This is a genomic window from Streptomyces sp. NPDC006643 (genome assembly GCF_042870175.1).
Lineage (GTDB): Bacteria > Actinomycetota > Actinomycetes > Streptomycetales > Streptomycetaceae > Streptomyces.
In genome coordinates this window covers 39,631-62,344 of sequence record NZ_JBIAHA010000011.1, presented here as the reverse complement: position 1 = coordinate 62,344, position 22,714 = coordinate 39,631, and the positions used below count along the sequence as shown (strand labels likewise).

Sequence of the window (22,714 nt, the reverse complement as noted above, 5' to 3'; positions counted from 1 at the left end):
TAACCCGTCCGGCGCCCGCGAAGCGACGTGCCGCGCTCAACTGGTCGTACGGCGCCGGATCTTGTTGCCCAGCCAGACCAGCGGGTCGTACTTCTTGTCCGCCACCCGCTCCTTCAGCGGGATCAGCGCGTTGTCGGTGATCTTGATCCCTTCGGGACAGACCTCCGTGCAGCACTTGGTGATGTTGCAGTAGCCCAGACCGTGTTCGTCCTGGGCGGTCGTCTGCCGGTCCAGGCCGGTCTCCTCGGCGGCGTCCAGCGGGTGCATGTCCAGCTCCGCGACCCGCATCAGGAAGCGCGGTCCGGCGAACGAGGTCTTGTTCTCCTCGTGGTCACGCACCACATGGCAGGTGTCCTGGCACAGGAAGCACTCGATGCACTTGCGGAACTCCTGCGAGCGTTCCACGTCGACCTGCTGCATCCGGTACTCGCCCGCCGCGACCCCGGGCGGCGGCACGAACGCCGGTACCTCCCGCGCCTTCTGGTAGTTGAAGTTCACGTTCGTCACCAGGTCCCGGACGACCGGGAACGCACGCAGCGGGGTGACGGTGATCGTCTCCTCGCGGGTGAAGGTGGACATCCGCGTCATGCAGAGCAGCCGCGGCCGGCCGTTGATCTCCGCACTGCACGAACCGCACTTGCCCGCCTTGCAGTTCCAGCGCACCGCCAGGTCGGACGCCTGTGTCGCCTGGAGGCGGTGGATGATGTCGAGGACGACCTCGCCCTCGTTCACCTCGACGGCGAAGTCCTTCAGATCGCCGCCCTCCGCGTCGCCCCGCCAGACTCTGAACTTGGCCTCGTACGACGAGGACGAGACGGCGGAGGCCGCGGGCGCGGGCGCGGTGGACGCGACGTCCTCGCCGCCCGCGGGGGACGAGCCGGATGTGCGCTGAGTCGGAGTCGTACTGGCACTCACTCGTGGAGCTCCTCTTCGGCGAGGTACTTGACCAGCTCTTCCTTGTCGAAGAGGTCGAGCAGGTCGGGACGGATGGGCTCGGTCGTCTTCCTGGAGAGGCTGATCCGGCCGAGCGCGGGGTCCGCCGACGGGTCCCGCGCCGAGTCGGTCAGCGCGCAGTGCAGATTGACCCGCCGCCAGTCGAGATCCATGCCGGGCCAGTCCTCGCGGGTATGACCGCCACGGCTCTCCGTGCGCTCCAGCGCCGACAGGGCGATGCACTCGCTGACCAGCAGCATGTTCCGGAGGTCGATCGCGAGGTGCCAGCCGGGGTTGAACTGCCGGTGGCCCTCCACCCCGGCCCGTGCCGCGCGCCGGCGCAGTTCGCCCAGCCTCTCCAGCGCCTGCGCCATCTCGCCCTCGCGCCTGATGATGCCGACGAGGTCGTTCATGGTCTGCTGGAGCTCCTGATGGACGCTGTACGGGTTCTCCGGCGCGCCCCCGCCTGCCGGCTCCTCGGCGCCGAACGGCCGCAGCGCCTCGGCGGCAGCCGCGTCGATCTGGCTCTCGTCGACGGCCGGCCGGGCGTCGAGCCCCGCCGCGTACTCGGCCGCGTGCAGTCCCGCCCGCCGGCCGAAGACCAGCAGGTCGGAGAGCGAGTTGCCGCCGAGCCGGTTGGAGCCGTGCATACCGCCGGCGACCTCGCCGGCCGCGTACAGACCCCGCACCCCGGGAGCGGCGGCGGTCTCCGAGTCGACGGCGATGCCGCCCATCACGTAGTGACAGGTGGGGCCGACCTCCATGGCCTCCGCCGTGATGTCGACGTCCGCCAGTTCCTTGAACTGGTGGTACATCGAGGGCAGTCGGCGCTTGATCACCTCGGCCGGCATGCGCGTGGACACGTCCAGATACACGCCGCCGTGCGGTGTGCCCCGGCCGGCCTTGACCTCGGAGTTGATGGCGCGGGCCACCTCGTCACGGGGCAGCAGTTCGGGCGGGCGCCGGTTGTTGTCCGGGTCCTCGTACCAGCGGTCGCCCTCCTCCTCGGACTCCGCGTACTTCTCCTTGAAGACGTCCGGGATGTAGTCGAACATGAACCGTTTGCCCTCGGAGTTGCGCAGCACTCCGCCGTCGCCGCGCACCGACTCGGTGACGAGGATCCCCTTCACCGACGGCGGCCAGACCATGCCCGTCGGGTGGAACTGCACGAACTCCATGTTCAGCAGCGGGGCACCGGCGAGCAGCGCCAGCGCGTGCCCGTCGCCCGTGTACTCCCACGAGTTGGAGGTCACCTTGAAGGACTTGCCGATGCCGCCGGTCGCGAGGACGACGGCGGGCGCCTCGAGGACGAAGAAGCGCCCGGACTCGCGCTCGTAGCAGAAGGTGCCGGCGACCTGGTCGCCGTCCTTCAGTACGGAGGTGACGGTGCACTCCTGGAAGACCTTCAACCGGGCCTCGTAGTCACCGAATTCGCGGAAGTCCTCCTGCTGGAGGGCGACGATCTTCTGCTGGAGCGTACGGATCAGCTCCAGGCCGGTCCGGTCGCCGACGTGCGCGAGACGTGGATACTCGTGCCCGCCGAAGTTGCGCTGGGAGATCTTCCCGTCCGCCGTGCGGTCGAAGAGCGCGCCCCAGGTCTCCAGCTCCCAGACCCGGTCCGGCGCTTCCTGTGCGTGCAGCTCCGCCATCCGCCACTGGTTGAGGAACTTCCCGCCGCGCATGGTGTCGCGGAAGTGGACCTGCCAGTTGTCCCCGGAGTTGACATTGCCCATGGAGGCGGCGATCCCGCCCTCCGCCATCACGGTATGGGCCTTGCCGAAGAGCGACTTGCAGATGACAGCGGTACGGGCGCCACGCTCCCGCGCCTCGATGGCGGCTCGCAGACCTGCTCCGCCCGCGCCCACCACCACGACGTCCCACTGCTCGCGTTCGAGTTGCGTCATTGCTGAAGGCTCTCCCTAGGACTAAAAGAGGCGCGGATCGTCGAAGACCCCGCTGGCGAGCAGATACACATAGAAGTCGGCGAGGGCGACGCTGATCAAAGAGGCCCAGGCGAGCTGCATATGACGGTGATTCAGCTTCCCGACCCAGCCCCACAGCCGGTAGCGCACCGGATGTTTGGAGAAGTGCTTCAGCTTGCCGCCCATGACATGGCGGCAGGAGTGGCAGGAGACGGTGTACGCCCAGATCAGCACGATGTTGATGACCATCAGGATCGTGCCGAGGCCCATGTGGCCCCACTCGTAGTCCGAGTTCCGGAAGGCGAGCACCGTGTCGTAGGTGAGGATGACCGCCACCAGCACGGCCGCGTAGAAGAAGTACCGGTGGATGTTCTGGAGGATCAGCGGGAAGCGGGTCTCGCCGCTGTACTTCTTGTGCGGTTCGGCGACGGCGCAGGCGGGCGGGGAGGCCCAGAAGCTCCGGTAGTACGCCTTGCGGTAGTAGTAGCAGGTCATCCGGAAGCCCAGCGGGAAGATCAGGATGATCAGCGCGGGGGAGATGCCCCACCAGCCGCCGAAGATCTCCAGGTTGGGGCCGCCTTTCATCGGCTCGCAGTTCTCCGCCAGACAGGGCGAGTAGAACGGGGAGACGTAGGGCGCCGCGTAGTAGTGGGCGTTCCCGAACGCGCGCCACGTCGAGTAGACGATGAAGGCGAGCAGTCCGGCCGCCGTGGCGGCGGGCGCCAGCCACCAGCGGTCCGTCCGCAGATGGCGGGCGGTGATGGCGGCACGCGAGGTGTCGTGCACGCCCGTATTCAGTTGGGGTCGTTCCGTGCCTGTTGCCAACGAAGACTCCGTATGGAGATGGAGTGGGAATCGGGTGGGGGGTCGTCTGCCCCGGCCAAGAGGCTGAAGAGGCCAAGAGGCGAAGAGGCCAATGGGCCGACCGACCAAGGGCCCTGGGGCCTAGGGGGCGCGCCGGTTCCGCAGGCCGAGCCCCTCGTCGTCGGAGTCCGTCCACAGCGCCGCGTTGTACGGCGCGTCGGGGATGGTGACCACTTCCGGGCGGTCCTGGGACGCGGGCCTGGACGGTGCGACCGGTACGGCTTCCTTCAGTCGGTCGACCGTCTGCTCCAGGTCCGCGACGCGTTGGACGAGCTCATCGATACGACGGTGGACTGCTGTCAGATCTTCCGGCTGGGACATGACGTGCCCTCACTTCCGCAGGGGAGCGATGCCATCGGTAACGCGCCTGCGAGTGTCGCTTGTCACATCCCCGCTTGTGAAGGGACGTGCAGGGATTCCCGGCGCATACGTGAGCCGTGCGCTCCGCGTCGTTGATGTCGCGCACCGTTATTTTCGCCCCTCCGACGGCCCTGTGTCCCGTTCCTGGCTGGGCCGTTCGGGTGGGCTTCGCGCCTTCGGCCGCCGTGTCGCCGCGATCGGCGGGAATCGGTCCTCTTCAGTGGGCGGGCAATAGGTGTGATCATCTCTAAATTCCACAAACAGGACGAAGAGGTAGAAGCCATGTCCCAGGTCGGCGCCCCACGCGGGAGGACATGCTCCCGGACCATCCGCTCCGTCGCACTACTCACCTCCGGTGTGCTCGCCCTGCCCCTGCTCGCCGCGTGCACCTCGGACAGCGACGAGCGGAGCAAGGCCCCGGCCGCCGCCCAGGACGTCGGGTCGGCGGCACGGGACCGGATCGCCGACGGGGGGACGCTGCGCTGGGCCGTGGACACCGTGCCGACGACCCTCAACGCCTTCCAGGCGGACGCCGACGCCTCGACGTCGCGTATCGCCGGGGCCGTACTGCCCGCCCTCTTCACGCTCGACAAGACCGGCCGTCCGCAGCGCAACCCGGACTATCTGGAGTCCGCGAAGATCGTCGAGCGCGAGCCCAAGCAGGTCGTGCTCTACAAGCTCAACCAGCAGGCGGTGTGGAGCGACGGACGCGAACTCGGCGCCCCCGACTTCGTGGCCCAGTGGCGCGCGCTGAGCGGCAAGGACTCCGCGTACTGGACCGCGCGCAACGCCGGTTACGAGCGCATCCAGAAGATCGAGCGCGGCGCGAACGACCTTGAGGTCCGGGTCACCTTCAACAAGCCGTACGCCGACTGGCGCGCCCTCTTCAGTCCGCTGTACCCGAAGGACGTGATGGGGGCGCCGAACTCGTTCAACGACGGCGCCCGCGCCAAGCTCAAGGCCACGGCCGGGCCCTTCCAGCTCAAGGAGATGGACCGCGCGGACCGCGAGATCACCCTCGTCCGCAACCCGCGCTGGTGGGGCGCGCGGCCGAAGCTCGACACGATCGTCCTCAGCGCCGTACCGCGCGACAAGCGCGCCGCCGCGCTCGCCGCCGGCACGCTCGACCTGGCCGAGATCGACAGCCCGGTGGCACAGCGGATCCTTCAGGCGCGTGACGGCAAGCGCGGCTCCGGGGCGGGACCGCAGTCGGGCGTCGGGCCCGAGGCCGGCGCGCGGGGTCCGGGCGCCGAGACCGCCGCCGCGTCGGCGATGCGCTCCTGGGCCGAGGAGAACGGCTCCGACGAGGAGAAGGCCGAGGCCGCGCGGGAGTCCCGCGAGAAGTCGACCAGGGCCCTCGCGAAGTACGCCAAGGAGCAGAAGGGCCTCGGCGGCTATGTCGTACGGAAGTCTCTGGAGCCCGCCTTCACGCAGCTGGCGCTCAACGGGGAGACCGGACCGCTGGCCGACGAGCGGGTACGGCGGGCGGTGGCCCGCGCGCTCGACCGGAAGAAGCTGGCCGAGGCCGTACTGAAGCCGCTCGGCCTGCCGGCGAACCCGCCCGGCAGCCATCTGGCGCTGGCCGGACAGCACGCGTACGCCGACAGCAGCGACGCGCTCGGGGACCAGAACACACGCGAGGCGCAGGCGCTCCTCGCCGACGCGGGCTGGACGCCGGGCGGCGCCCTGAAGAAGGACGACGGGACGAAGGCCGGCAGCGAGGCCGACGCCGACGCCGACAAGAAGAAGGACAAGACCGAGAAGAGCGAGAAGGACACGAAGGAAGAGAAGGACACGAAGGAAGAGAAGAAGGACAAGGAGGCCGACGCGAAGGACTCGGATTCCGGTTCCGCTTCGGACTCCGACCGCGCCTCGGACGAGGGCGCGTACATCGTCGGTGACAACAAGCCCGGCCGCGGCGCCCCGCTCTCCGAGAGCGGCACACGCGTCATCGCCCCGGCCGCCGTCGGCCAGGCCCGGTGGCTGGACGACGCGGACGTCAACGCCCAGGACCGGCAGCCGGGCGGCATGGCCGGCGCGTACGCCCCGCGCGGCACGGCGGCACCGGCCTCGGAGTCGGCGTCCCCCGCCACCACCTCGTCCGCGCCGGCCTCCGCTTCCGCCTCGCCTCTGCCCGGCCCGCTCGGCAAGGACGGCAAGCCGCTCACCCTCCGCTTCGTCCTCCCCTCCGGCCCCGGCTCCGAGCAGCTGCGCACCGTCGGCGAGAAGATCGCGCGCATGCTCGACCGCATCGGCATCCGTACGGAGATCACCAAGGTCGCCGACGCCAACTACTTCAAGGACCACGTCGCGTCGGGCGACTACGACCTCGCCCTCTACTCCTGGCCCGCGACCGCCTACCCGGCGACCGACGGCCGGCCGATCTACGCCAAGCCCGTCCCCGCGTCCGACGGCTCGCTGCTGGTGGAGCAGAACTACACCCGCGTCGGTACGGACCACATCAACCAGCTCTTCGACCAGGCGGCCTCCGAGCTGGACGAGAAGGCGGCCCGCGATCTGCTCCGGCGGGCCGACGCCCGCATCTGGGCGGCGGCCGGGTCCATCCCCCTCTACCAGCGCCCCCAGCTCGTGGCGGCCAAGCCCGCCGTGGCCAACGCCGGTGCCTTCGCCTTCGCCGCCCCGCGCTACGAGGACATCGGCTTCAAGGACCCCGCGAAGAACGGCCCGGAACACCCGCAGAAGTCCCCGGGTGCCAAGGAAAGCCCGAAGGAAAGCGCGGCCGGGAACGCGAGCGCGAGCCCGAAGGCGAGCGCCGGCGAAAGCGCGCGGGAAAACACCGGGGAAAGCGACGAGCAGTAGAAGGACAGCGGTAGCGCAGAAGAAGAAACGGAGAGAAATACCAGGTCAGACCCTGAAAGCTGGACGATTCACTTGCCCGCCGGGCCCACCGGCGGGCAAGATCGTGTCGACCCCTTGACCCGGGCGATCTCCACACCCCGCAGCAACACCCGAACGACCCCCGCCTCTTATCGGATCGGGCCCGGAAGCCCCCGCAGCGCCAGCCCCGTACGATGGGGTAGGCCGTGGCGTGTCCGCCCGGCAGGCGTACGAGGAAAACAACGCCGCATCCCACGATCGAGAGAAGCGCCAGCCAGCATGCCCACGCGCCACGACATCCGTAACGTCGCCATCGTCGCCCACGTCGACCATGGCAAGACCACTCTGGTCGACGCCATGCTGAAGCAGGCCGGCGCCTTCGCCGCGCACGCCGCCGAGCACCTCGACGACCGGATGATGGACTCGAACGACCTGGAGCGTGAGAAGGGCATCACGATCCTCGCCAAGAACACGGCGGTGAAGTACCACCCCAAGGAGGGTGGTACGGGTGACATCCCGAACCTGGTCACGATCAACATCATCGACACCCCCGGCCACGCCGACTTCGGCGGTGAGGTCGAACGCGGCCTGTCGATGGTCGACGCGGTCGTCCTCCTCGTCGACGCCTCCGAGGGCCCGCTGCCGCAGACCCGTTTCGTGCTGCGCAAGGCGCTGTCGGCCAAGCTGCCGGTCATCCTGTGCATCAACAAGACGGACCGGCCCGACGCCCGTATCGCCGAGGTCGTGGACGAGACGTACGACCTCTTCCTCGACCTGGACGCGGACGAGGACCAGATCGAGTTCCCGATCGTCTACGCCTGCGCGCGGGACGGCGTGGCCTCGCTGACCAAGCCGGAGGACGGCACGGTCCCGGCCGACAGCACCAATCTGGAGCCGTTCTTCACCACCATCCTGGGCTCCGTCCCGGCCCCGGTGTACGACGAGGACGCGCCGCTCCAGGCCCATGTCACCAACCTGGACGCCGACAACTTCCTCGGCCGTATCGCGCTCTGCCGCGTCGAGCAGGGCGAGCTGAAGAAGGGCCAGACCGTCACGTGGATCAAGCGTGACGGCACGATGTCCAACGTCCGCATCACCGAGCTGCTGATGACGGAGGCGCTCACCCGCAAGCCGGCCGAGAAGGCCGGTCCGGGCGACATCTGCGCCATCGCCGGTATCCCGGACATCATGATCGGCGAGACCCTGGCCGATCTGGAGAACCCGATCGCGCTGCCGCTGATCACGGTGGACGAGCCGGCCATCTCGATGACCATCGGTACGAACACCTCGCCGCTCGTCGGCAAGGGCGGCAAGGGCCACAAGGTCACCGCCCGCCAGGTGAAGGACCGGCTGGACCGCGAGCTGATCGGTAACGTCTCGCTGCGGGTCCTGGACACCGAGCGTCCCGACGCCTGGGAGGTGCAGGGCCGCGGCGAGCTGGCGCTGGCCATCCTGGTCGAGCAGATGCGCCGCGAGGGCTTCGAGCTGACCGTCGGGAAGCCCGAGGTCGTCACCAAGGACGTCGACGGCAAGCTGCACGAGCCGATCGAGCGCATGACGATCGACTGCCCCGAGGAGCACCTGGGCGCGATCACGCAGCTGATGGCGACCCGCAAGGGCCGGATGGAGACGATGACCAACCACGGGTCCGGCTGGATCCGGATGGAGTGGATCGTGCCGTCCCGCGGCCTCATCGGCTTCCGTACGGAGTTCCTGACCCAGACCCGCGGCACCGGTATCGCGCACTCGATCTTCGAGGGGCACGAGCCGTGGTTCGGCGAGCTGCGGACCCGTAACAACGGCTCGCTGGTCGCGGACCGTTCGGGCTCGGTGACCCCGTTCGCGATGGTCAACCTCCAGGAGCGCGGTGTCATCTTCACCGAGCCGGGCACCGAGGTGTACGAGGGCATGATCATCGGTGAGAACTCACGCGCCGACGACATGGACGTGAACATCACCAAGGAGAAGAAGCTCACCAACATGCGCGCGGCCTCCGCCGACACCACGGAGAACGTGGTGCCGCCGCGCAGGCTCTCGCTGGAGCAGTCCCTGGAGTTCTGCCGCGACGACGAGTGCATCGAGGTGACCCCGGAGACGGTCCGTATCCGCAAGGTCGTCCTGGACCAGAAGGAGCGTGGCCGCGCGGCCTCTCGCGCCAAGCGCTGACGCACCCGGCTGCGGCGCGTCCGCCATGTGCTGACGCACCGCCAGGTGTACGTCTGTCCGGCCCGGCCCCGCGAGGTGCCGGGCCGGAGCCCTGTCCCCCGCGGGGCGCCCGGACAGTAAGGTGTTTTGCCCGAGCACGGGGTGTCTGTCAACTCGTTTTCCCCGCCGAAACGTCCGGATACCGGTTATCGCTCACCGGAAGCTGCGTTAACAGTCCGTTTCGCGGGTGTCTGTCTGTGCTTACTTTGTCCGGATTTCGGGCGTAGGTAGTGGGTCGATGTTGTCAAAACGAGACGCTGTAGGTGTGGTTTACCGGTCGGGCGTACTTAATAGTTGGCTGCATTGAGCTCGGGTCAATGGGTCATGCGCTGTGGGGAGCGCCGACTCACGAGCACACACTCGGAGCACTGATCGACCGCCGTCAGGGGTGTCGGCGTAACGATCAGTGCCCATCTTGTTGTGACAAGTGGACTCATGAGGAGGAACCCATGCGCGGTGCCAAGAGCGCCAAGTGGGTCGCGGGCGCGATAGTTATCGCCCTGGCTGCGACCGCCTGCGGCGGCGGCGACAGCGACAGCGGCGACGACATGAAGGCGGGGAAGGCCGACCCGAATGGCATTCTGACCGCACAGCTGAGCGAGCCGCAGAACCCGCTCCAGCCGGCCAACGCCAAGGAGAGCCAGGGCAGCCGTGTCCTGAAGACCATCTTCTCCGGTCTCGTCGACTACGAGCCCGGCACCGGCGAGCTCAAGAACGTCAACGCCGAGTCGGTCACCCCGAACGACGACTCGTCCGTCTGGACCGTCAAGCTCAAGCCCGGCTGGAAGTTCCACGACGGCACCCCGGTCACCGCCGAGTCCTACGTCAACGCGTGGAACTGGTCGGCCAACGTCAAGAACAACCAGACCAACTCCAGCTGGTTCCAGGACATCAAGGGCTACGCGGACGTCCACCCCGAGAAGGGTGACCCGAAGGCCGAGGAGATGTCCGGTCTGAAGGTGGTCGACGAGAACACCTTCACGATCACGCTGACCAGCTCGGTCTCGTACTTCGCGTACAAGCTCGGTTACGACGTGTGGGCCCCGCTCCCCGAATCGTTCTTCAAGGACCCGAAGGCGGCCGGCGAGAAGCCGATCGGCAACGGCCCCTACAAGTTCGTCTCCTGGGACCACAAGAAGCTGATCAAGGTCCGTAAGTTCGAGGACTACACCGGGCCCAACAAGGCCAAGAACGGTGGCATCGACTTCAAGAACTACACCACCGCCGACTCCGCCTACTCGGACCTGCGGTCGGACAACCTCGACTGGATCGAGCAGGTCCCGACCACGGCTCTCACGAGCTACAAGGACGACCTGGGCGACCGCGCGATCGACCAGGAGTACTCGGCCGTCCAGTCGATCGTCCCGGCGTTCTACACGGACCAGTTCAAGGACATCGACCCCAAGGTCGTCCAGGGTCTGTCCATGGCGATCGACCGTGACACGATCACCAAGACCGTGCTGCACGGCACCCGGTCCCCCGCGGACTCCTACGTCGCCCGCGGCGTGCTCGGCTACAAGGCCGGCGCCCTCGGTGACGTCACGAAGTTCGACCCGGCCGGCGCCAAGAAGCTCATCACCGAGGGTGGCGGCGTCCCCGGCAACAAGATCACCATCCAGTTCAACGCCGACCAGGACCACAAGCCCTGGGTCGACGCGGTCTGCAACAGCATCCGCAAGAGCGTCGGTGTCGAGTGCACCGGCGACTCGAAGCCGGACTTCCAGGCCGACCTGGACGCGCGTGACAACAAGCAGGTCAAGTCCATGTACCGCGGTGGCTGGGTGCTCGACTACCCGGTCAACTCGAACTTCATGCGCGACCTGTACGGCACCACCGCCGCCGGTAACACCTCGGGCTACTCCAACAAGGAGTTCGACGAGCTGTCCGCCAAGGCGGACCAGGCGCCGACGCTCGAAGAGACGGTGAAGATGTACCAGGAGGCCGAGCAGCTCCTGAAGGCCGACATGCCTGCCATCCCGCTGTGGTTCTACAAGAACAACTCGGGTCAGTCCCGGAACGTATTCGGCAAGATCGTCTACGGCCAGGACGGCGACCCCATCTTCACCGAGGTTCAGGTGAAGTCGAAGAAGTAGGCAAGCGGGACCCGTAAGCCGGTGCCGCCGCTCCAGGGGGAGCGGCGGCACCGGCCCGGCCAAGGCCGAGGCCCCGGGAGACTCCACCCCATACCCCGTGGCGGAGAAAACTACGTAGGCCATCGCCGACCCCTCACGGCATGGAGGCATGATGGGGCGTTACGTCGCCAGGCGACTGCTCCAGATGATCCCGGTGTTCATCGGGACCACTCTGATTATTTTCCTTATGGTCCACATCCTTCCCGGTGACCCGATCCGGGCGATGTGGGGTGACAAGGCGGCGGACCCCGCACAGGTCGCCGCGCTACGTGCTGACTTCGGGCTCGACCAGCCCCTGTGGAAGCAGTACGTGGACTACATGTGGGGGCTCCTCCAGGGAGACTTCGGCGAGACGTTCGGCGGCCGTGAGGTCGCGGACGAGATGTCCGAGGCATTCCCGGTGACGCTCCGGCTCACCATGGTGGCCCTGATCATCGAGATCATCATCGGTATCGGCCTCGGCGCCTGGGCGGGCCTGAAGGCCGGCAAGGCCGTCGACACCGGCGTCCTGATCTTCACGCTCATCGTCATCTCGATCCCGGTGTTCGTGCTCGGCTTCCTGGCACGCTTCGTCCTCGCCGACGAACTGGGGTGGGTCGCGCCCAATGTGCAGGACTCCACGGACTACGCCCAGCTGTTCCTGCCAGGCTTCGTCCTGGCGATGCTGTCGATGGCGTACGTGGCACGGCTGACCCGTACGACGTTCGCGGAGAATCTGCGCGCCGACTACATGCGTACCGCGATGGCCAAGGGCCTGCCCCGGCGCCGCATCGTCGGCGTCCACCTGCTGCGCAACTCGCTCATCCCGGTCGTCACCTTCCTCGGCACCGACGTCGGCGGTTTCATCGGCGGCGCGGTCATCACCGAGGGCATCTTCAACGTCCAGGGTGTCGGCAACCTGCTCTTCAAGGCACTCCAAGGCCGTGAGGGCTCGACGATCGTCGGCGTGGTCACGGTCTTCGTGCTCATCATCCTTCTGATCAACCTGGTCGTCGACCTGCTGTACGCGGTCCTGGACCCGAGGATCCGGTATGCCTGACGTGATCAAGACCAAGACCGACGCGACCACCGACGCCATCGCGCCGCCGGCGGCCGGCGCCCCCGAGAGCGTGGCCGACGGCCACAAGTCCCAGGGCAAGCCCCGCAGTCTGTGGGGCGACGCCTGGTACGACCTGCGGCACCGCCCGATGTTCTGGATCTCCTCGATCCTGCTGCTCTTCCTGATAGTCGTCGCCGCCTTCCCGGGGCTGTTCACCAGCGTCGACCCGCGCGACGGCGACCTCACCAACCACTTCCTGACCAAGCCGGAGCTGGGCAGCTTCTTCCAGCCCGACTGGTTCGGCTACGACGGCCAGGGCCGTTCGATCTACGCGCGTGTCGTCTACGGGACCCGCGCCTCGATCCTGGTGGGCGTGGGCGTCACCGCCGCGGTGACGATCATCGGCGGACTGCTCGGCATGCTGGCCGGCTACTTCGGCGGCTGGCTGGACTCGATCATCTCCCGCATCACCGACATCTTCTTCGGCATCCCCTTCCTGCTCGGCGCGATGGTCGTCCTGAACGCCTTCACCGAGCGCAAGGTGTACGTCGTGATCTTCGCCCTCGCCTTCCTGGGCTGGACGTCGATCTGCCGTGTGATGCGCTCGTCGGTGATCACCGCGAAGCAGGCGGACTACGTGACGGCCGCGCGCGCCCTCGGCGCGGGCACCCGGCGGATCCTCTTCCGCCACGTCCTGCCGAACGCCATGGCGCCGACCATCGTCGTCGCCACGATCGCGCTGGGCGGCTACATCTCGGCCGAGGCGACCCTGTCGTTCCTGGGTCTCGGCCTCGCCGACCCGACCATCTCCTGGGGCATCGACATCGCCCAGGGCAGCAAGGACATCAGGGACAACCCGCACGCCCTGTTCTTCCCGGCCGGAATGCTGAGCCTCACGGTCTTCGCGTTCATCATGCTGGGTGACGCCGTCCGCGACGCCCTCGACCCGAAGCTGCGCTGAGGAGGGCGTACGTGACCATCATCGAAGAAACCTCAAGTGTCCCGACGCCCCGATCGGGCGGCTCGGACACCACCCCACTGCTCGAAGTACGCGACCTCCACGTGGAGTTCCACACCCGGGACGGTGTCGCCAAGGCCGTCAACGGTGTCAACTACAGCGTGGCGTCCGGCGAGACGCTGGCCGTGCTCGGTGAGTCAGGCTCCGGCAAGTCCGTGACCGCGCAGGCGATCATGGGCATTCTCGACATGCCGCCCGGCTCCATCCCACAGGGCCAGATCCTGTACCGCGGGCAGGACATGCTCACCATGAGCTACGAGGAGCGGCGGAAGATCCGTGGCCGGAAGATCGCGATGATCTTCCAGGACGCGCTCTCCTCGCTCAACCCCGTGCTCTCGGTGGGCTACCAGCTCGGCGAGATGTACCGGGTCCACGAGGGACTGTCCCGCAAGGCCGCCAAGGCCAAGGCCGTCGAACTGATGGAGCGGGTCAACATCCCGGCGGCGAAGGCGCGGGTCAACGACTACCCGCACCAGTTCTCCGGCGGTATGCGCCAGCGCATCATGATCGCGATGGCGCTCGCCCTGGAGCCCGACCTGATCATCGCGGACGAGCCGACGACCGCGCTCGACGTGACCGTCCAGGCCCAGGTCATGGACCTGCTCGCGGATCTCCAGCGCGAGTTCAACATGGGTCTGATCCTGATCACCCACGACCTCGGCGTCGTCGCCGACGTCGCGGACAAGATCGCGGTCATGTACGCGGGCCGGATCGTGGAGACCGCACCGGTGCACGAGCTGTACAAGCGCCCGGCGCACCCGTACACGCGCGGTCTGCTCGACTCCATCCCGCGGCTCGACCAGAAGGGGCAGGAGCTCTACGCGATCAAGGGCCTGCCGCCCAACCTGCTCAAGATCCCGGCCGGCTGCGCCTTCAACCCGCGCTGCCCGAAGGCGCAGGACATCTGCCGTACGGATGTCCCGGCCCTCGACCCGGTGACCGAGCAGGACGGCACCGAGCTGCCGGGCCGCGGCAGCGCGTGCCACTTCTGGAAGGAGACGATCCATGGCTGAGCCCAGCAAGAAGGACGGGAACCCGGCCGTACCGGCCGAGGTCGTCACCCCCAACGTCACCGAGGTGGCGGAGGTCGACGCCCCCACCGAGTCGGCGGCGGTCGCCGCCATCGAGGCGCCGGCGGAGCGCGGGGAGCCGATCCTCCAGGTCCGCAATCTGGTCAAGCACTTCCCGCTGACCCAGGGCATCCTCTTCAAGCGCCAGGTCGGCGCGGTCAAGGCCGTGGACGGGATCTCCTTCGACCTCTACCAGGGCGAGACGCTCGGCATCGTCGGCGAGTCGGGCTGTGGCAAGTCCACGGTCGCCCGGCTGCTGATGACGCTGGAGACGGCGACCGCGGGCGAGGTCTTCTACAAGGGCCAGGACATCACCCGGCTGTCCGGGCGGGCGCTCAAGGCCGTCCGCCGGAACATCCAGATGGTCTTCCAGGACCCGTACACCTCGCTGAATCCGCGTATGACCGTCGGCGACATCATCGGTGAGCCCTTCGACATCCACCCCGAGGTGGCGCCGAAGGGTGACCGGCGGGGCAAGGTGCAGGACCTGCTCGACGTCGTGGGACTGAACCCGGAGTACATCAACCGGTACCCGCACCAGTTCTCCGGCGGCCAGCGCCAGCGCATCGGCATCGCCCGCGGCCTCGCGCTCAACCCCGAGGTCATCATCTGCGACGAGCCCGTCTCGGCGCTGGACGTGTCCGTGCAGGCGCAGGTCATCAACCTGATGGAGAAGCTCCAGGACGAGTTCAACCTGTCCTACATCTTCATCGCGCACGACCTGTCGATCGTCCGGCACATCTCCGACCGGGTCGGTGTCATGTACCTCGGCAAGATGGCCGAGATCGGTACGGACACCCAGATCTACGACCACCCGACGCACCCCTACACCCAGGCGCTGCTGTCGGCGGTCCCGGTGCCCGACCCGGAGGCCCGTACCGGCCGCGAGCGGATCATCCTCTCCGGCGACGTACCGTCCCCGGCGAACCCGCCGTCCGGCTGCCGGTTCCGTACGCGCTGCTGGAAGGCCGAGGACAAGTGCGCCCAGGAGGTCCCGCTGCTGGCGATCCCCGAGCGCTTCGTCACCTCGACCACCCCGGCGGCGCACGAGTCGGCCTGCCACTTCGCCGAGGAGAAGAACGTCATCCACGCCGTCTGAGGTGTGATCACGTGAACGACGAGAGGCCCGGGCCGTACGCGGTCCGGGCCTCCGTCATGCCCGGGGCGGCCGGCCGGACGCCATCCGGCCCGACCCGGACGACAGGCCCTGCCTTGCCCCGCACGGGTGCCCCCCACATGCGCATTATCTGAAACGGAGTGATATTTGGGCCTAAGTGACAGTCAGGACTCAGGAGGAACTCCATGCGCGGAGCCACGCACGCCAAGTGGGCCGCAGGTGCGCTCGCCGTCGCCCTCACGGCGACCGCCTGCGGCGGCGGCGGAGGGAGCGGCAGCGGCGGCGGGGGTGGCGCGGACGGAGTGCTCAGCTCGTCCTGGGGAGACCCGCAGAACCCGCTGGAGCCCGCCAACACCAACGAGGTCCAGGGCGGCAAGGTCCTCGACATGGTCTTCCGGGGGCTGAAGCGGTACAACCCGAAGACCGCCAAGGCCGAGAACATGCTCGCCGAGAAGATCGACACGAAGGACTCGACGAACTTCACCATCACCGTGAAGAACGGCTGGACCTTCAGCAACGGCGAGAAGGTCACCGCGAAGTCGTTCGTGGACGCCTGGAACTACGGCGCGAACCTCACGAACAACCAGCGCAACGCCTACTTCTTCGGCCAGATCGACGGCTACACGGCCGTCCACCCCGACTCGGGCAAGCCCACCGCCACCACCCTGTCCGGCCTCAAGGTCACCGGCCCCCAGACCTTCACCGTCAAGCTCTCCCAGAAGTTCTCCACCTGGCCGGACACCCTCGGATACGCCGCGTTCGCGCCCCTGCCCTCCGCGTTCTTCAAGGACCACGCGGGCTGGCTCGCCAAGCCGGTCGGCAACGGGCCGTACAGCATCGACTCGTACACCAAGGGCTCGCAGATGTCCCTGCGCAAGTGGGACAAGTACCCGGGCCCGGACAAGGCGCAGAACGGCGGAGTGGACCTGAAGGTCTACACCGACAACAACACCGCCTACACGGACCTGACGGCGGGCAATCTCGACCTCGTCGACGACGTCCCGGCCTCCCAGCTCAAGAACGCGCCCGCCGACCTGGGATCGCGCTACATCAACACCCCCGCGGGCATCATCCAGACCCTCGCCTTCCCGTACTACGACAAGGCCTGGAACACCCCGGACGCCGTGAAGGTCCGCACCGGTCTCTCGATGGCGATCAACCGCAAGCAGATCACCGAGACGATCTTCCAGAAGACCCGCACCCCCGCCACCGACTGGACCTCCCCGGTGCTCGGCAAGTCCGGCGGCTACCAGGCCGGTCTCTGCGGCAAGGCGTGCGACTACGACCCCGCCGCCGCGAAGAAGATGATCGCCGACGGCGGCGGCCTCCCCGGCGGCCGGATCCAGCTCTCGTACAACGCGGACACCGGCTCCCACAAGGATTGGATCGACGCCGTCTGCAACAGCATCAACAACACCCTGGGCAACGACCGGGCGTGCGTGGGCCGGCCCATCGGCACCTTCGCGGACTTCCGCAGCCAGATCACCCAGCAGAAGATGCCCGGCCCGTTCCGGGCCGGCTGGCAGATGGACTACCCGCTGATCCAGAACTTCCTCCAGCCGCTGTACTTCACCAACGCCTCGTCCAACGACGGCAAGTGGACCAACGACCAGTTCGACAAGCTCGTCAACGAGGCCAACGCCGAGACCGACACCCAGACCGCGATCAAGAAGTTCCAGCAGGCCGAGGGTGTCGTACGGGACAACATGGCCGCGATCCCGCTCTGGTACCAGAACGGCAGCGCCGGCTACTCGGAGCGGTTGAGCAACGTCGCGCTGAACCCCTTCAGCGTCCCCGTCTACAACGAGATCAAGGTCAGCTGACGCCGGAGGACCTCCGGCCCGGCGCACACCCCCCACGCGCCGGGCCGGGCGTCTTCCCCCGCCACGACCAGGCGACCACGACCCCCGGAGCCCTTCATGGGACGTTATGTGATCCGGCGTCTGCTCCAGATGATCCCCGTCTTCATCGGTGCCACGCTGCTGATCTTCCTCATGGTCAACGTGATGGGCGACCCCATCGCGGGTCTCTGCGGCGAGCGTCAGTGCGACCCGGCGACCGCGGCGCAGCTGCGCAGCCAGTTCGGTCTCGACAAGCCCGTGTGGCAGCAGTACGCCACCTACATGGGGCACGTCTTCACCGGTGACTTCGGTACGGCCTTCAACGGCCAGAAGGTCACCGAGCTGATGGGCACGGCCTTCCCGATCACCATCCGGCTGACGATCGTCGCGATCGTCTTCGAGATCATCATCGGCATCGCGCTCGGTGTGATCACCGGGCTGCGGCGCGGCCGGCCCGTCGACAGCGGTGTCCTGCTGCTGACCCTGGTCGTCATCTCCGTACCGACGTTCGTGACCGGCCTGATCGTCCAGCTGCTGCTCGGCGTGAAGTGGAACATCATCTCGCCGTCGGTCTCGACGGCCGCCCCGCTCGGCGAACTGATCGTGCCGGGCCTCGTACTGGCCTCCGTCTCACTGGCGTACGTCACCCGGCTCACCCGGACCTCCATCGCCGAGAACAACCGCTCCGACTACGTCCGTACCGCCATCGCCAAGGGCCTGCCCCGGCACCGCGTGATCACCCGGCATCTGCTGCGCAACTCACTGATCCCGGTGATCACCTTCATCGGCACCGACATCGGCGCCCTGATGGGCGGCGCGATCGTCACCGAGCGGATCTTCAACATCCACGGCGTCGGCTACCAGCTCTACCAGGGCATCCTGCGCCAGAACACCCAGACCGTCGTCGGCTTCGTGACGATCCTCGTCATCATCTTCCTGCTCGCGAACCTGCTGGTCGACCTTCTGTACGCCGTACTCGACCCGAGGATCCGCTATGCCTGAGCCCCAGCCCCCGAAGGACGAGGGAGCCATCGCCCCGACCGGCACCGGCGGCACGATGGATCTCGCCACCAGCGACGGCGCCGGCCTCGAAGGACTCGACCAGGGCAACGGCAAGGGGCCCGACGAGAAGGCCCGCAGCCTCTGGTCCGACGCCTGGCGCGACCTGCGCCGCAACCCCGTCTTCATCATCTCGGGCCTGATCATCCTCTTCCTGGTGTTCATCGCGATCTGGCCCCAGGCGATCGCCTCCGGCAACCCGCTCTCCTGCAACCTCTCCAAGGCCCAGGAGGGCTCCCAGCCCGGCCACCCCTTCGGCTTCACCTCCCAGGGCTGCGACGTCTACACCCGTACCGTCTACGGCGCCCGTGCCTCGGTCACCGTCGGCGTCTGCGCCACCCTCGGCGTCGCGATCGTCGGGACCGCGCTCGGCGGCCTCGCCGGCTTCTTCGGCGGCTTCTGGGACGCGATCCTCTCCCGCGTCACCGACATCTTCTTCGGCATCCCGGTGGTCCTCGGCGGTCTCGTCCTGCTCTCCGTGGTCACCAGCTCCACCGTCTGGCCCGTCATCGGCTTCATGGTGCTGCTCGGCTGGCCGCAGATCTCCCGGATCGCCCGCGGCTCCGTCATCACCATCAAACAGAACGACTTCGTCCAGGCGGCGCGCGCGCTCGGCGCCTCCAACTCGCGGATGATGCTGCGCCATGTGCTGCCCAACGCCATCGCGCCGGTGATCGTGGTGGCGACCATCGCCCTCGGCACGTACATCGCGCTGGAGGCGACGCTGTCCTACCTCGGCGTGGGCCTCAAACCGCCCTCCGTGTCCTGGGGCATCGACATCTCCGACGCCTCGAAGTTCATCCGCAACGCGCCGCACATGCTGCTCTGGCCGGCCGGCGCCCTGGCCATCACCGTGCTCGCCTTCATCATGCTCGGCGACGCGGTGCGCGACGCCCTCGATCCCAAGCTGCGCTGAGGAGCCGGTCCATGTTGCTCGAAGTGCGCGATCTGCACGTGGAGTTCCACACCCGCGACGGTGTCGCGAAGGCGGTCAACGGGGTCAGCTACTCGGTCGACGCGGGTCAGACCCTCGCCGTGCTCGGCGAGTCGGGCTCCGGCAAGTCCGTCACCGCGCAGGCGATCATGGGCATCCTGGACGTCCCGCCAGGCAAGATCGTGGGCGGTGAGGTGCTGTTCAAGGGCCAGGACCTGCTCAAGACCAAGGAGGACCAGCGGCGGAAGATCCGCGGCGCCGACATGGCGATGATCTTCCAGGACGCCCTCTCCTCGCTCAACCCCGTGCTGAGCGTGGGCGCGCAGCTCGGCGAGATGTTCGTCGTCCACCGGGGCATGTCCCGCAAGGACGCGCGGGCGAAGGCCGTCGAACTCATGGACCGGGTACGGATCCCGGCGGCCAAGGAGCGGGTCAACGACTATCCGCACCAGTTCTCCGGCGGTATGCGCCAGCGCATCATGATCGCCATGGCGATGGCCCTCGAACCGTCGCTGATCATCGCGGACGAGCCGACGACCGCGCTCGACGTGACCGTGCAGGCCCAGGTCATGGAGTTGCTGGCGGACCTCAGACGCGAGCTGAACATGGGGCTGATCCTGATCACCCACGACCTCGGCGTCGTCGCCGACGTCGCGGACAAGATCGCCGTCATGTACGCGGGCCGCATCGTCGAGTCCGCCCCCGTCCACGACATCTACAAGGCCCCCGCCCACCCCTACACCCGAGGACTGCTCGACTCGATCCCCCGGCTCGACCAGAAGGGCCGGGACCTGTACGCGATCAAGGGCCTGCCGCCCAACCTGCTCAAGATCCCGGCCGGCTGCGCCTTCAACCCGCGCTGCCCACGGGCGCAGGACATCTGCCGTACGGAGGTGCCACCGCTCTTCGAGGTCGACGAGACACGGCGCAGCGCCTGCTTCTTCTGGAGGGAGACTCTCGATGACGTCTGAGTCCGCTGAGCCCATTCTGGAAGTGCGCGATCTGGTCAAGCACTACCCGCTGACCCGGGGCATCCTCTTCAAGAGGCAGATCGGGGCGGTCAAGGCGGTCGACGGCGTCTCCTTCCAACTGGCGGCCGGCGAGACCCTGGGCGTCGTCGGCGAGTCCGGCTGCGGCAAGTCGACCGTGGCGCGGATGCTCGTCAATCTGGAGCGCCCGACGTCCGGCGAGATCCGCTACAAGGGCGAGGACATCACGCGGCTGTCGGGGCGGGCGCTGAAGGCGGTCCGCCGGAACATCCAGATGGTCTTCCAGGACCCGTACACCTCGCTGAACCCGCGCATGACCGTCGGCGACATCATCGGTGAGCCCTTCGACATCCACCCCGAGGTGGCGCCGAAGGGGGACCGGCGGGGCAAGGTGCAGGACCTGCTCGACGTGGTCGGGCTCAACCCCGAGTACATCAACCGCTATCCGCACCAGTTCTCCGGCGGCCAGCGCCAGCGCATCGGCATCGCCCGCGGGCTGGCCCTGCGGCCCGAGATCATCGTCGCCGACGAACCGGTCTCGGCCCTCGACGTGTCCGTGCAGGCTCAGGTCATCAATCTGATGGAACGCCTCCAGAACGAGTTCGACCTCAGCTACGTCTTCATCGCGCACGACCTGTCGATCGTCCGGCACATCTCCGACCGCGTCGGGGTGATGTATCTGGGGCGGATCATCGAGATCGGCACCGACACCCAGATCTACGACCACCCCACCCATCCGTACACCCAGGCGCTGCTCTCCGCCGTGCCGGTGCCCGACCCGGCGGCCCGCGAGGGCCGTGAGCGGATCATCCTGACCGGCGAGGTGCCCTCACCGGCGCATCCGCCGTCCGGCTGCCGGTTCCGTACGCGCTGCTGGAAGGCGCAGGAGCGGTGCGCGCTGGAGGTGCCGCTGCTCGCCGTGCCCGCGGTCTTCCGGGGGACGGAGGGGCCCGCGGAGCACGACTCGGCCTGCCACTTCGCCGAGGAACGGCAGGTGGTGGCGAGTGCGGCCCGGCCCGGAGAGACGCGCGGGCCGGGTGGTGAGGGCGGGGAGCAAGGTCCGGATCCGGACAATGAGAGGTGATTGAGACGTCAGGTCCGTTGACACGCAGGAAACTTCGCCGACGCTTCGCCGATATACGGACGGGCCACATTGGTCGATGTACGGCCGTGCGGGTGCCGTTGGACCGGCCGGGATCCTGAGGTCCCGGCCGGTCGCCCGCAAGCGCTTCCCGTGGCCCGCGGTGCCCTTGTTCCCGCAGCGTTCAACCGGGACCATCGCGGTGTGATATTCACCCGCGGGGCCAGGATCACCGGCGCGGTGCTGTGCGCCGCGCTCGCCGTCGTCGTGGCCGTGTGGATCGTACGGGACCTGAGGGTGACGGGCGGGCCGGTCGATCTGTGGTGGTCCTGGGCGGACCGGGGCGGCGGCGGGGCCACCGCGCCGCCCGCGACCTCCTCGCTGGACCCCGTGCTGCTCGTCGTGTACGCCGTCGTCGCCGTGACGGTCGTACGGTCCGCGGTCGCCGCGTCCGCCCTGCTCGCCACCGGGCTCCTCACGCTCGCCGTGCGGCTGCCCTCGCTCTGGGTGCTCAACTCCTCCTGGCTGGACGGCCGGGCGTCGGACGAGCTGCGAACCCGCGCGCTGCTCAGCGCCTTCGGCGTGCTCGGGGCGGGTGTCGCGCTGCTCGTCACGGCCCTGGCCGGGCGCCGCCCGCCGGACTCCCCGCACGCGCTGACGCCCACCAGACCCACGCAGGGCGTCTCGGTGGCCTCGTTCCTGCTGCTGGGCGCGGCGGCGGGCATCTGGGCGGCCTGGGAGGTCTATTGGGGGCAGCGGCTGGGTCTCGACGGGTATCTCGACCGGGTCACCGGCGAATCGGTCCTGATGCCGCTCCTCGGTACGCCGCCGGGCTGGCTGAACGCGGCGATCGCGCTGCTCGCTCTCGCGGCGGCCGTCGGCGCGCTGTTCCACACGCCGTTCTCACGGCCGCTGGGCATGGTGGCCGCCGCGCTGCTGGTGGGCGTCGGTGGTCCGGCCCTCGCGAGGGCCCTGCGGTACGAACTGCTGGACCACTTCGGCGAGTTGGCAACGATTGAACAACTTTCCCTCATGAGCCTGCTGTTCGGGCTCGGCGCGGGCTGTCTGGCGCTGCTCGCGCTCGCCCGCGAGGGCGAACAGGACGTGCCGGTGCCCGGACCGAACGGGCCGGTGTGGGGGCCGCCCGAGCCGGAGAGATACGGGTACGGATACGGGTACTCGGCGGGCGGCGGCCAGGGCGGTGGACCCGGCGGCGGCGGACCCGGGGGCGGCGGGTTCGGCCCGCCGCCACCGCCACCGCCGTCGCCCGGATCACCGCCCGGGTCGCCGCCACCCCGCTGGTGAGGGCGGC

At 68.3% G+C, this 22,714-nt stretch carries 17 protein-coding genes; 13 read left to right on the top strand and 4 right to left on the bottom strand.

The features are described from left to right. Positions 1–36: 36 nt before the first annotated feature. From ACFYNU_RS16600 to ACFYNU_RS16585, 4 genes are all read right to left on the bottom strand, one after another. Positions 37–915 carry a succinate dehydrogenase/fumarate reductase iron-sulfur subunit gene (locus ACFYNU_RS16600; RefSeq protein WP_356595799.1) on the bottom strand — a complete coding sequence of 293 codons (879 nt, stop codon included), beginning with the start codon at positions 913–915 and terminating at the stop codon, positions 37–39. Beyond that, complete coding sequence (locus ACFYNU_RS16595) at positions 912–2,837, bottom strand: fumarate reductase/succinate dehydrogenase flavoprotein subunit (RefSeq protein WP_356595801.1); 1,926 nt, start codon at positions 2,835–2,837, stop codon at positions 912–914. The genes ACFYNU_RS16600 and ACFYNU_RS16595 overlap by 4 nt, the downstream gene beginning before the upstream one ends. Positions 2,838–2,858: 21 nt before the next feature. Continuing rightward, positions 2,859–3,680, bottom strand: coding sequence for a hypothetical protein (locus ACFYNU_RS16590; RefSeq protein WP_356595803.1), 822 nt, complete (start codon positions 3,678–3,680; stop codon positions 2,859–2,861). 120 nt (positions 3,681–3,800) lie between these two features. Further along, entirely contained in the window at positions 3,801–4,040 is a 240-nt protein-coding gene (locus ACFYNU_RS16585) for a hypothetical protein (protein ID WP_356595805.1), read from the bottom strand. A gap of 321 nt (positions 4,041–4,361) precedes the next feature. On the opposite strand from ACFYNU_RS16585, the gene ACFYNU_RS16580 reads away from it, so the two are divergent. The 13 genes from ACFYNU_RS16580 (at position 4,362) to ACFYNU_RS16520 (ending at position 22,707) form a co-directional block, all read left to right on the top strand. Beyond that, positions 4,362–6,899 carry an ABC transporter family substrate-binding protein gene (locus tag ACFYNU_RS16580; RefSeq protein WP_356595807.1) on the top strand — a complete coding sequence of 846 codons (2,538 nt, stop codon included), beginning with the start codon at positions 4,362–4,364 and terminating at the stop codon, positions 6,897–6,899. Between the two features lie 297 nt (positions 6,900–7,196). Then, positions 7,197–9,083: a translational GTPase TypA gene (gene typA, locus ACFYNU_RS16575; protein WP_356595809.1), complete on the top strand. Its 1,887-nt coding sequence runs from the start codon at positions 7,197–7,199 to the stop codon at positions 9,081–9,083. Positions 9,084–9,571: 488 nt separating this feature from the next. Continuing rightward, complete coding sequence (locus ACFYNU_RS16570) at positions 9,572–11,215, top strand: ABC transporter substrate-binding protein (RefSeq protein ID WP_356595811.1); 1,644 nt, start codon at positions 9,572–9,574, stop codon at positions 11,213–11,215. 151 nt (positions 11,216–11,366) lie between these two features. Beyond that, positions 11,367–12,293 carry an ABC transporter permease gene (locus ACFYNU_RS16565; protein WP_356595813.1) on the top strand — a complete coding sequence of 309 codons (927 nt, stop codon included), beginning with the start codon at positions 11,367–11,369 and terminating at the stop codon, positions 12,291–12,293. Next, a complete protein-coding gene (locus ACFYNU_RS16560) occupies positions 12,286–13,254 on the top strand; it encodes an ABC transporter permease (protein ID WP_356595815.1) in 969 nt (322 codons plus the stop codon). The genes ACFYNU_RS16565 and ACFYNU_RS16560 overlap by 8 nt, the downstream gene beginning before the upstream one ends. Before the next feature lie 11 nt (positions 13,255–13,265). After that, entirely contained in the window at positions 13,266–14,324 is a 1,059-nt protein-coding gene (locus ACFYNU_RS16555; RefSeq protein WP_356595817.1) for an ABC transporter ATP-binding protein, read from the top strand. After that, complete coding sequence (locus ACFYNU_RS16550) at positions 14,317–15,480, top strand: dipeptide ABC transporter ATP-binding protein (protein WP_356595819.1); 1,164 nt, start codon at positions 14,317–14,319, stop codon at positions 15,478–15,480. The genes ACFYNU_RS16555 and ACFYNU_RS16550 overlap by 8 nt, the downstream gene beginning before the upstream one ends. 203 nt (positions 15,481–15,683) lie before the next feature. Next, positions 15,684–17,321, top strand: coding sequence for an ABC transporter substrate-binding protein (locus ACFYNU_RS16545; RefSeq protein WP_356595821.1), 1,638 nt, complete (start codon positions 15,684–15,686; stop codon positions 17,319–17,321). Positions 17,322–17,417: 96 nt separating this feature from the next. Next, positions 17,418–18,341, top strand: a complete 924-nt coding sequence (locus tag ACFYNU_RS16540; RefSeq protein ID WP_356595823.1) for an ABC transporter permease — start codon at positions 17,418–17,420, stop codon at positions 18,339–18,341. Then, complete coding sequence (locus ACFYNU_RS16535; protein ID WP_356595825.1) at positions 18,334–19,314, top strand: ABC transporter permease; 981 nt, start codon at positions 18,334–18,336, stop codon at positions 19,312–19,314. The genes ACFYNU_RS16540 and ACFYNU_RS16535 overlap by 8 nt, the downstream gene beginning before the upstream one ends. Positions 19,315–19,325: 11 nt before the next feature. Then, positions 19,326–20,303 (top strand): ABC transporter ATP-binding protein, encoded by a 978-nt coding sequence (locus ACFYNU_RS16530; protein WP_356595827.1) that lies wholly within the window; start codon positions 19,326–19,328, stop codon positions 20,301–20,303. Continuing rightward, positions 20,293–21,405: a dipeptide ABC transporter ATP-binding protein gene (locus ACFYNU_RS16525; protein WP_356595829.1), complete on the top strand. Its 1,113-nt coding sequence runs from the start codon at positions 20,293–20,295 to the stop codon at positions 21,403–21,405. The genes ACFYNU_RS16530 and ACFYNU_RS16525 overlap by 11 nt, the downstream gene beginning before the upstream one ends. A gap of 201 nt (positions 21,406–21,606) precedes the next feature. Continuing rightward, positions 21,607–22,707, top strand: coding sequence for a hypothetical protein (locus tag ACFYNU_RS16520; protein ID WP_356595831.1), 1,101 nt, complete (start codon positions 21,607–21,609; stop codon positions 22,705–22,707). Positions 22,708–22,714 lie beyond the last annotated feature (7 nt).